At 68.5% G+C, this 10,985-nt stretch carries 9 protein-coding genes; 3 read left to right on the forward strand and 6 right to left on the reverse strand.

Features of this window, described 5'->3' with window-relative positions; genetic code table 11:
• Positions 1-56 precede the first annotated feature (56 nt).
• The 3 genes from K883_RS02855 to K883_RS02865 are packed head-to-tail and all read left to right on the forward strand — an operon-like array spanning position 57 to position 3,712.
• The gene (locus K883_RS02855) at positions 57-1,193 is read left to right on the forward strand and encodes a phosphotransferase family protein (RefSeq protein ID WP_008259474.1); all 1,137 of its coding nucleotides are present in this window, start codon (positions 57-59) and stop codon (positions 1,191-1,193) included.
• Positions 1,193-2,308, forward strand: a complete 1,116-nt coding sequence (locus tag K883_RS02860) for an Rv3169 family protein (RefSeq protein ID WP_008259476.1) — start codon at positions 1,193-1,195, stop codon at positions 2,306-2,308. Before K883_RS02855 ends, K883_RS02860 begins: the two co-directional genes overlap by 1 nt.
• 57 nt (positions 2,309-2,365) lie before the next feature.
• A complete protein-coding gene (locus K883_RS02865) occupies positions 2,366-3,712 on the forward strand; it encodes a flavin monoamine oxidase family protein (RefSeq protein WP_008259483.1) in 1,347 nt (448 codons plus the stop codon).
• On the opposite strand, the gene K883_RS02870 is transcribed toward K883_RS02865, so the two are convergent.
• The 6 genes from K883_RS02870 to K883_RS02895 form a co-directional block, all read right to left on the reverse strand.
• On the reverse strand, positions 3,707-4,672 hold the full coding sequence (locus tag K883_RS02870) for an alpha/beta fold hydrolase (protein ID WP_020823320.1): 966 nt from the start codon (positions 4,670-4,672) through the stop codon (positions 3,707-3,709). The genes K883_RS02865 and K883_RS02870 overlap by 6 nt on opposite strands.
• A gap of 175 nt (positions 4,673-4,847) precedes the next feature.
• Positions 4,848-5,930: a helix-turn-helix domain-containing protein gene (locus K883_RS02875; RefSeq protein ID WP_008259489.1), complete on the reverse strand. Its 1,083-nt coding sequence runs from the start codon at positions 5,928-5,930 to the stop codon at positions 4,848-4,850.
• A 42-nt stretch (positions 5,931-5,972) separates the two neighbouring features.
• Positions 5,973-7,136, reverse strand: a complete 1,164-nt coding sequence (locus tag K883_RS02880; protein ID WP_036453698.1) for a glycosyltransferase — start codon at positions 7,134-7,136, stop codon at positions 5,973-5,975.
• Between the two features lie 148 nt (positions 7,137-7,284).
• Positions 7,285-9,126 (reverse strand): CheR family methyltransferase, encoded by a 1,842-nt coding sequence (locus K883_RS02885; RefSeq protein ID WP_008259492.1) that lies wholly within the window; start codon positions 9,124-9,126, stop codon positions 7,285-7,287.
• 54 nt (positions 9,127-9,180) lie between these two features.
• Positions 9,181-9,939 (reverse strand): STAS domain-containing protein, encoded by a 759-nt coding sequence (locus tag K883_RS02890; protein WP_036429425.1) that lies wholly within the window; start codon positions 9,937-9,939, stop codon positions 9,181-9,183.
• Positions 9,936-10,970, reverse strand: coding sequence for a chemotaxis protein CheB (locus K883_RS02895; RefSeq protein WP_036453700.1), 1,035 nt, complete (start codon positions 10,968-10,970; stop codon positions 9,936-9,938). Before K883_RS02895 ends, K883_RS02890 begins: the two co-directional genes overlap by 4 nt.
• Positions 10,971-10,985: the final 15 nt, after the last annotated feature.

Raw genomic sequence — 10,985 nt, forward strand, 5'->3', positions numbered from 1 at the left:
GCTACCTACCGTATCGTAATTGCCGCGAAAAAGTCTCAAAGGATGGAGGCACTCCCGTGGCCACTGAACCGGCAGTCGACAACGTCGACCGGCTGCAGCGCTCCAGCCGCGACGTCACCACGTTGCCGACGGTGATGTCGCGCTGGCTCTCCACCGTACTGCCCGACGGCGCAAAACCCGAGGTGACCGTCGAAAGCGGCGTGGATTCGACGGGCATGTCGTCGGAGACCATCATCTTGACCGTCCGCTGGCAGCAAGACGGGCAACCGACCGAGCAAAAGCTGGTGGCGCGGGTGGCGCCCACCGCCGAGGACGTGCAGGTCTTCCCGACCTACCGGCTCGACCACCAATTCGACGTCATCCGCAAGGTCGGCGAACTCACCGACGTGCCCGTGCCCCGGGTGCGGTGGCTGGAGAACACCGGCGACGTCCTGGGCACACCGTTCTTCGTGATGGACTACGTCGACGGGGAGGTGCCGCCCGACGTCATGCCCTACACGTTCGGTGGCAACTGGTTCGCCGACGCGCCCACCGAGCGGCAACGCGAACTGCAAGACGCCACCGTCGGCGTCTTGGCTTCGCTGCACTCGATTCCCGACGCGCAGAACACCTTTGGCTTCCTCACCGAGGGACAAATCGGGGACACCGCGCTGCGCAAGCACTTCAATTGGGTGCGGTCCTGGTATGACTTCGCCGTGCCCGACATCGGGCGGTCGCCGCTTTTGGAACGCACCTTCGACTGGCTGGAGGCCAACTGGCCGGCCGAGACGGCCGCCGCCGAGCCGGTGCTGCTGTGGGGCGACGCGCGCGTCGGCAACGTGTTGTACAAAGACTTCGCGCCGGTGGCGGTGCTGGACTGGGAAATGGTGACGCTGGGCCCGCGCGAACTGGATGTGGCGTGGATGATATTCGCGCACATGGTCTTTCAAGAACTCGCCGGCCTGGCGACGCTGCCTGGGTTGCCGGAGGTGATGCGCGAGGACGACGTGCGCGCGACCTACGCGCGCCTGGCCGGCGTCGAAGTCGGCGACCTGCACTGGTTTTACGTGTACTCGGGCGTCATGTGGGCGTGCGTGTTCATGCGCACCGGCGCGCGGCGCGTGCACTTCGGGGAGACCGAAAAGCCCGACGATGTCGAATCGCTGTTCTACCACGCCGGATTGATGCGACGTTTGATCGGAGAGGACCAGTAATGCTCGGACCGCTCGACGAATACCCGGTACATCAGATCCCCCAGCCGATCGCGTGGCCGGGCTCCTCGGACCGCAACTTCTACGACCGCTCCTACTTCAACGCCCACGACCGCACCGGGAACATCTTCGTCATCAGCGGCATCGGCTACTACCCCAACCTCGGGGTCAAGGACGCGTTCCTGCTCGTCAGGCGGGGGGACACCCAGACCGCCGTGCACGTCTCGGACGCCATCGATCAGGACCGGCTCAACCAGCACGTCAACGGCTATCGCGTCGAGGTCATCGAACCGCTGCACCAGCTGCGCATCGTGCTCGACGAAACCGAAGGCATCGCAGCCGATCTCACCTGGAAGGGGCTGTTCGACGTCGTCCAGGAACAGCCGCACATCCTGCGTTCGGGCAACCGGGTGACGCTGGACGCCCAGCGTTTCGCGCAACTCGGCAGCTGGAGTGGCCGCATCGTCATCGACGGGGAGGAAATAACCGTCGACCCCAACACCTGGCTGGGCAGCCGCGACCGGTCCTGGGGCATCCGCCCGATCGGCGAGGCCGAGCCCGCCGGCCGGCCCGCCGACCCGCCGTTCGAGGGCATGTGGTGGCTCTATGTGCCCATGGCCTTCGACGATTTCGCGATCGTCCTGATCATTCAGGAGGAGCCCAACGGGTTCCGTTCGCTCAACGACTGCACCCGGATCTGGCGCGACGGCCGCGTCGAGCAGCTCGGCTGGCCGCGGGTCAAGATCCACTACCGCTCGGGCACCCGCATCCCGACCGGCGCGACCATCGAGGCCACCTCCCCCGACGGCACCGAGGTCCACTTCGACGTGGAGTCCAAGCTGCCGGTCCCCATTCACGTCGGCGGTGGCTACGGCGGCGATTCCGACTGGATACACGGCATGTGGAAGGGCGAGAAGTTCGCCGAGCGGCTGACCTACGACATGACCGACCCGGCGATCGTCGCGCGCGCGGGGTTCGGCGTGATCGACCATGTCGGCCGGGCGCTGTGCCGCGACGGCGACAAGCCACCGGTGGAGGGCTGGGGCCTCTACGAGCACGGCGCGCTGGGCCGCCACGACCCGTCGGGATTCAAGGACTGGCTGACGGTCGCGCCGTAACCGGTCCGCTTCACGATTTCGCCCTGCAAACCGCGGAAATGCGGTTCACTAGACCGCGTGTCAAAGCCGCCCCGGATCGTCGACGTCGTCGTGGTCGGAGCGGGCTTTGCCGGGCTCGCCGCCGCGCGCGAGCTCAACCGGCAGGGCCACGACGTGGTGGTCTTCGAGGGCCGCGACCGGGTCGGTGGGCGGTCGCTGACCGGCAACGTCGCCGGATTGCCGGCCGACCTGGGCGGCACTTTCGTCGGGCCGACCCAAGACGCCGTGCTGGCGATGGCGGCCGAACTCGACGTTCCCACCACGCCCACGCACCACGACGGCAAGAATCTGATCCACTGGCGCGGCTGGACGCACGCGTATCGCGGCACCATTCCCAAGCTGTCCCTGACCGGCCTGCTGGACATCGGCCGACTGCGCTGGCAGTTCGACCGGATCGCCCGCGGCGTCCCGCTGGCGGCCCCGTGGGACGCCCGCCGGGCGCGCGAACTCGACGGCCTGTCGCTCGGCGGCTGGCTGCGCTCGGTGCGGGCAACCGCCTCGTCGCGCGACCTGCTGGCGATCGTGGCGCGGGTGACCTGGGGGTGCGAGCCCGACGACGTGTCGATGCTGCACGCCGCCCGCTACGCGCACGCGGCCGGCGGCCTGGACCGACTGCTCGACGTCGAGGACGGCGCCCAACAGGACCGCTTTCCCGGCGGCACGCAACAGATCGCGGAGGCCGCGGCCGCCGAACTGGACACGCGAGTGGTGCTGGGCGCACCGGTGCGGCGCATCGAACGCCACGGTGCGGGCGTGACCGTGACGACCGATGTCGGCGAGACCGAGGCCGGCTTCGTCATCGTCGCGATCCCGCCGGCCCATCGCGCCTCGATCGAGTTCACTCCCCCGCTGCCCGCCGAGTACGAGCAGCTCGCCCGGCATTGGCCCCAGGGCCGGCTGTCCAAGGCGTACGCGGCCTATTCCACGCCGTTTTGGCGGGCCAACGGCTTTTCCGGGCAGGCGCTGTCCGACCGGGGCCCCGTTTTCATCACGTTCGACGTCAGCCCGCACCCGGACGGTCCGGGCATCCTCATGGGTTTCGTCGACGCCCGCGCGTTCGACTCACTGCCCGGCGACCAGCGCCGTCGCGACGTGTTACGTTGCTTTGCAACGCTTTTCGGTGACGACGCACTCAAACCGCTCGACTACGTCGATCATCGTTGGGGCGCAGAGGAATTCGCGCCGGGCGGCCCGACCGCGGCGGTGCCGCCGGGGTCGTGGACGCGGTTCGGGCGGTGGCTGCGCGAACCGGTCGGCCCGATCCACTGGGCGGGCACCGAGACCGCCGACGAATGGACCGGGTTCCTCGACGGGGCGATCAGGTCCGGCCAGCGTGCGGCCGCCGAGATCACCGCGCTGCTATGAGCTGATCCGGCTGGTCGCCGCTTGGTGGATCGCCGCTTCGGCCAGCGCGCGCAGCTGGCGGCTCACCTCGCGCGGGTGCTCGAGCATCGAGCAGTGCCCACCGGGCAGCTCCACCAGACCGATCAGATTGGGCACGTCGCGTGCGATCCGGCGGGACTGGCTGATCGGTGTCAGCCGGTCGCGTTCGCTGCCGATGACCAGCGTCGGCACCGTCAGCCCGCTCAGGTCGAGATAGCGGGACCCCATCGACGTGACCAGCGCCCGCGCGCAGCCGGCCCGCCCGCGCGGCGACGTGTCCTCGAAGAGCTCGTAGACGAGGCGGGCGATGCTCGGGTCGGCGTCGCGCCCGGTCGCCAGCATCGCGACCACGTAACGGCTCGGGATGCGGGCCGCACCCGGGACGGGAAACCCGCCGAAGGCGCCGATGAGGGCCTGCCCGGCGAGCACCCGCGCCGGCGACAGCCGGTGGGGCACCGCGAACAGTTGCACGTTGCGGATCAGGTCGCCGCTCGTGGTGTTGATCAGCGCGACGGCGTCGGCGCGCCGTGCAACCTTGTGCCGGTAGCGCTCCGACCACGCGGCGATCGTGATGCCGCCCATCGAGTGGCCGGCCACCACCGCCCGCTCATGCGGCGCCAGCGTCGCATCCAGCACCGAATCCAGATCGGACGCAAGGTGTTTGAGGCTGTACCCCTTGGCCCGCGGTACGCCGCTGCGGCCGTGCCCGCGATGGTCGAACGCGATGACCCGGTAGTCGCCGGCCAGGTCGACGATCTGGTAGGCCCACGCGCGGATCGCGCACGTGATGCCGTGCGTCAGGACGATCGGATAACCGTCAGCAGGCCCGAACACCTCCGCGTGCAGCCAGGTGCCGTCGGCCGCGCGGACCGGCACGGTCTCGCTCGGTGGCAGCCGTTCGGGGAACGGGTCAAAGGCGCGTACCGCCCGTCGAGCACTCATGCGCCGCTCCCCCCTCGAACGCGACCCCGTCGCCGCAGCTAAGGATGAGACGATTTTATCCCGACATTCGGTATGGATTTGGGAAATCCGGCTCTTCGGGTACCACATCGCGCCGACCGACGTACGGACGGCGACCGCGACCGGCGCGGTGCTCAGTGGGGCGCTATGCCGGCCGTCACGCCGGGGTCTGCTGGCGCAGCGTGGTGTGGGGGCTTTGCCCGTAGGTCTGCCGGTACAGCACCGCGAACCGCCCGGTGTGCGCGAACCCCCACCGCTGGGCGATTTCGGTGACGGTCGAGGTGCCCGCCGACGCCGCGATCAGCTCTAGATGGGCGCGGCGCAGCCGGACACGGCGCATGTACTCGGTGGGTGTGGTGTCAAGTTGGCGGCGGAACAGGTACTGGACCGCCCGGGGTGTCAGATGCACCGCGGCCGCGACATCGTTGATGCCGATGTCCTCGGTGGTGTGACGGTGGATGAAAGACACCGCCTCCTTGAGCGTTTCGGGCAGCGTGCCGTCGCCGGCCGGATCCTGCTCGGTCAGATTGGACGGATAACACTCGAGCAGCGCGCCGGCCAACAGGTTGGCCATGCCCGCGGCGATCATCGGTTGCTGGGCGGTGTCGGCACACGCCAACGTCGTCAACACGTAGTCGAGCGCGCGATGCCAGGCCCGCACGGCGGCACGCGAACGTGGTCGCCACTTCAGGAACTGGGTCCGTTGCGACAGCGCCGTGTGCCATTCGGCGGCGACCGCGTGCAGCACCTCCGCCGCGAGGACAACCACATCGAAACGTGCCCCGTTGCAGTGCAATACACACGACATGCCGTGCGCGACGAGGATGGGGAAGTCCGCGGTCGCCGAGGGTCCGCCCGCGACGCTCAACGATCCCGCGCGCGGCTGTATGACGACGACGGTGTCGCCCGCCGGGATCTCGAGCGTCAATCGACCCTGGATCGCCACCTCGTCCACCGTCATCGATCCGGTGTCCCGGCGCCGATGCGACACCGCGCAGTGTCCGGTGAAGCCGGAGAGCCGCCAGCCCGGCCGATAGGCGGCCGCGAAAAGCCGGCACGCCGCCTGCGCATCAATGCCGCGAAACTGCTTGTATTCCACCGCGACTGGCTGAACCCCGTGCTCCACCTCACCTCCGAGCTCGGGACGTGCGGGACGGTACTCGACCCGGGTCTCCTCGCCCGCGGAACCCAGGAGTTCCCCAGAGGGCAAACTGGCGGTCCCGCGGGTCGCGGTGGTCATGGCCGGCTCGGAGGAACGACCGGGGGCAGCATCGTCATTGCATCACCGTGCCGCCGTCGATGACAGATCTGTGGATGCCCGGCCTTGCGCGCCCAGGCTCTGGTAGACATTCAGCGCGTCGAGCGCGATCCGCTCCCATGCGAAGCGTGACTGTGCGCGGCTGCGTCCGGCCGCTCCCATGCTTTCGCACTGAAAGCGCTGGGCGAGAAGCCGTCTCAGCGCGGCGGCCAGGCCGACGGGATTTTCCGGGGGCAGTACGACGCCGGTGATGTCGTCGAGGACGACGTCGGCGAGGGCGCCCACGGTCGCGGCGACCACCACCACGCCACTGGCCATGGCCTGCAACGCGGTCGCGGGGCGCAGCGGTTCGCGAGGGGTGCACACCATGACGTCGGCGGACCGGACCCACATCGGCATTTCGTCGCCGGGGATCGTGCCCGCGAAGCGGACACGATCGGCAACCCCGAATTCCTTGGCGAGATACTGCAGCTGGGCCCGCGCGTCGTCGTGCGCGGTGTTGGTCGCCTCGGTTTCCGCAATGACCAACTCGGCTCCGGGGACGCGGTACAGCGCGCTGATCGCAATGTCAAAACCGTTATGCTGCAGGGGGTTCGGCGCTATACAGAGAACACGCTGCAGCCCGTCACGGGCAATTTCGGGACCGGCCGGGGTGTATCGCTCGGAATCCACCCCGCAGGTCAACGCGGACACCCGGGCCCGGCTGCGGCGCAGTTGGGCCAGCAGGTCGACGTCGGCGCTGCTCTCGCCGGTCGCCCAGGCGGCGCTGCGCGCCAGCAACGGCTCGATGCGCCGCCGTTCGCTCCCATTCACCGCGTGGGCGCGTGATGCCGTGGCGAGGCCCAAGAACGTCTGCACTACCGGGACACGCTGACGTCGTGCGGCCAGCTGGGCGGCCAACCCGCCCAGCCACCCGTACGCGTGCACGACGTCGGGTTGTTCCCTCGACCAGACCCGCTCGAGTTTGGCCGCCCAGTCCCCGACATAGGGCAGCACGTCGGTGGCGGAGGCCGCGGCGCGCGGACCGACGGGAACCGACACGCTGCGGCAGGCACCGCCCCTGGCACGCCGCGGGCCGTTTTGCCGCAGGCAGACCGTCGCGTCGTGCCCCTGGGTGGTCAGCGCGGCGCCCAGCTGCTCGGGGTCCTCCCCGACCACGTCATCGCCGCTGACGATTGCGATCTTCACTCGCGGTTCCCTCCGCGCACGTCATCCGTCCACCCCGACATCACCTGGGGCATACCACCCTGGGGCATCCGCGAAACGAACAAGATCACCGCTTCGTTTGGTGGCCGGCAATTCGTCTGATGGACCACAAGTGTGCTGCTGTGGGCTGTTAGCCCAGGACCTCCATCAGCAGCAGGGCGCCCCCGACGGCGCCCTCGTTCGAACGAAACGGCGTGCAAATGATCCGCACCCGGGCGGGCCGGCCGCGCCGGTTGACGGCGTCCACCACGACTTCCCCGGACGTGTCGGGATCGACGAAGGCGTTCCCGATCAGCGGCAGCACGCCGTCGAGCGGCAGGCCGATGTCGAGCGCGGTCAGCCGCGACCCGCTCGTCTCGTCGGCCCGCAGGCCCCAGAGCTCTTCGCAGCCGCGGTTCCACAGAACGACGTTCATTTCGCGGTCCACCACCACCATTCCGCTCTGGATCGAGTCGACCAGGGCATCCTGGAAGTTCTTCGCGTGGTCCAGTTCCAGGCTGCGTTCGCGCAGCATGTCGTTGATGGTGTGCAGTTCGTCGTTGGTGGACTGCAGCTCCTCGTTCATCGTCTCGAGTTCTTCGTTGGTGGACTGCAGTTCCTCGTTGGTGGTCTCGAGTTCCTCGATGGTGGACTGCAGTTCCTCATTGGTGGTTTCGAGCTCTTCGTTGGTGGACTGCAGCTCTTCGTAGGCCGCCTCCAGCTGGTGGTTGGTGTGCACGACCTTGTCCAGCAGGGCCCGCGTCGCGGTGACGTCGAAGAAGACGATCGACACGCCGAGCAGGCCGTTCTCGGCGTCGACGAGCGGATTCACGTGGATCTCGAACCACACCGTCTCGGCGCCCGGCCGCTGCCATTTGACGTCCTGGATCCGCGCCGGACGGCGCTCCACCTTGGCCTGCTCTAGGTAGGCGCGCAGCTCCACCGGACGGTAGGAGACCTCGAGATCACGCAGCAGCCGGCCGATGTCGCGCGCCGAGAGATTGAACAGGGTTTCGGCCTGCTGGTTGATCATGGCGACGGTGTCCTCGCCGGTCACCACGATCTGGGCTACCGGGCCGGCACGGAAGGCCAGGTCCCGCACCGTCGCCAAGCCCGATAGCTCCGCGTGGCGTTCGTAGAACGCCCCGCCCGGCTCGTAGCGATCCACGCCAACATGGGTCCCCGCCGCCTTGCGGAAGACCCGGTGCTTCAGGCTCAGCGGCGTGAATCGGTCGCCATGACTGAGGAGCATCTCGGCGTGCCCGAGAAACAGCGCGCCCTGGGGTGTGAGCGCAAAGTGCAGTCGCCCCAGCACGTTTCGCTGCGTTTCCGCGTTGAGATACATCAACGTGTTGCGGCACACCAGCAGATCGACGCGTGATATCGGCGCATCGGTGACCAGGTCGTTGCGGCCGAAGATCACCGCTCGGCGCAGGTCTTTGCGAAAGGCGTAGCGGCCGCTGACCTGTTCGAAGTAGCGCCCGAGCATTTCGGGCGGCACGGACTCGACCGCCTTGGCGTCGTAGGACGCGAGGCGCCCCTCGCCGAGCGCGTCCTCGTCGACGTCCGTGGCGTAGATCTTGACCCGCTGCCGAAACTCCTCGGCTCCCAACGCCTCGGCCAGCAGCATGGCCAACGTGTACGCCTCCTGGCCCGACGCGCATCCGGCGCTCCACACCCGAATCGGGTCTGTAGGCCCGCGCTCGGCTAGCAGCCGTGGAACGAGCTCGGCGGCGACGTAGTCCCAGGCCTCCGCGTCGCGGAAGAACGAGGTGACGTTGATCAGGATGGTGTTGAAGAGCGCGGTGAATTCGTCAGAGCTGGCCTGCAAGAAATCGAGGTATTCCCCGAACGTGGCGTAACCCGCCTGGTCCATCCGGCGATGGACGCGACGCATCAGAGAAGTGCGCTTGTAGCCGGTGAAGTCGAAGCCCCGCGAATCGCGCATATAGCGCAGCAGGGCTTCGAACGCCTCGTCAGTCGTGGATTCCAATGCAAGTTCCGTCCGATAACGGTTCGACGACGGACTTGAACACTACTCGCGATGTCAGAGCCGGTTTTCCCGACCGACCATTGCCCACACAGTCTTGCCCGACAACGTGGGGGTGGCCCCCCACCGCCGAGACACCGCGGACACGATCGCCAGGCCCGAGACGATGTGGGCGCCGCGCTCGGCATCTTCATGCCGGGCCGGCAACTGCGGGCTGTTGTCCTCGACCGCGACGGAGATGGTGTCTTGGTAGCTCTCGACGATCAGCACCGGAGCGCTCTCGGTGTGGTCGAGGACGTTTTCGACGAACACGGTCGCCACGGTGGCCGCGACCGCGATCACCTCGCGAATATCCCAGTTGGTAAGCCAATCGGCGACGACGGCACGGGCGAGATCGATGCTTGCGCCGGACCGCGACAGCTCGGTGCGGGCCCGTCGCCGGACCTTGAGGGACTCCCCGTGCACCGCCTCCAGCGCGAGCTTGCGGTCCGGATGCACCGGCACATACCGGGTGACCCCCGCCATGGCTATCGCCCGGCGCACCGCCGGATGTTCGCACACCAGCAGGATCGGGACGTCCGGCCACACGCTGACGTGCCAGCGAGCACTGGTGAACACCGCCCACGCCGAGGCCGACGGCGCATGCAGACCGTTGATATCGACGATCACCGCGCGCGGCGCGTCGATTGCGGCCTTGATCACGGCGTCGCGGATCGTTCGATACGAAGAGCTGTCCAGCACGCCCTCCACCCTCAGGATGGGCGCATCCTCAACGGGTTCCAGCGCTACCCGCGGAGCGGGGCTGCGACCGGTCATCCGGCTTCACCCGGCTGCCGGGCGGCGCCGGACAGCCGGTCGCTGAGCACGTGCAGCGCGCGTTCGGTTTCCTCGGCGATCCCCGCGTAGCGGCGGACGAGCAGTCCGGGCCCGGCCTTGTCGGCCATGTCCCTTGCGAGCCGGGCCTTTTCCTGCAGGCTGCGCACCGCGATCCACAGCGCCCCCTCGAGCTCGTCGTCCCGCGCGCTGAGCAGGGCTTCGGCCGTCCAGGCGTGGCCGACCTGGCAGCGGAAGTTGCCCTCGCTGATGGAGACCAGCGAACCGTTGCAATCGGGGCAGGTGTAGCCCGACGGCGCCCCAAGTTTTTCCGTGTCGAAGTCGGTCGCGAACCGCGACATCATGGCGATGCGGTTCTCGAGCTCCATCGCGGCGTCGCGCTCCATGGCAATATCCTTCGTCTCTCGGTGCGACAGCTGTTTGAGGACCGCGCCGATGTCGGCCGCGGCGGCCTGCCGATCCACCACGCCGGCGGTGACGGCGTTAACGGGCATCGCCGGGAACAGCGCGTCCTCGGGTGCCTGGCCGATGGTGGTGCCGCCTCGGGCACGGATGGCTCCCATTCCCAGCACGCCGTCGTCGAGCACGCCGGAGAGCAGCACGCCGATCGCGCGGGGCCCGAATGCTACGGCGACCGACCGGAACAACGCGTTGATCGCCGGCCGATGCCCGTTCTCGGTGGGCCCCTGGGACAGCAGGACGTGATGGTCGGAGACGAGCAGGTGGCGATCGGGAACCCCGACATAGATGTGCCCCGGCTCCAGCGGCGCGCCGTCCTGCGCGGTGACCGCGGGCAGCGGCCCGCTGCGGTCGATGATGCGCGCCAGGATGCTGGGTGCGTCGGCGGGCACGTGCAACGCCATCAAGTAGGCGAATGGCACATCCGGCGTCAGACCGGCGGCCAGATTCGACAGCGCTTCGACGCCGCCCGCCGAGGCGCCGATCGCCACCACACCGTTGAGGCCCTGGAGGTCGCCCTCGAGATCGCCACCGTCCGCCGCCGCAATCACCACTTCCGTCTACCCGGA

The sequence above is a fragment of the Mycobacterium sp. TKK-01-0059 genome (genome assembly GCF_000709305.1).
In the GTDB taxonomy this organism is placed as follows: Bacteria; Actinomycetota; Actinomycetes; order Mycobacteriales; family Mycobacteriaceae; genus Mycobacterium; species Mycobacterium intracellulare.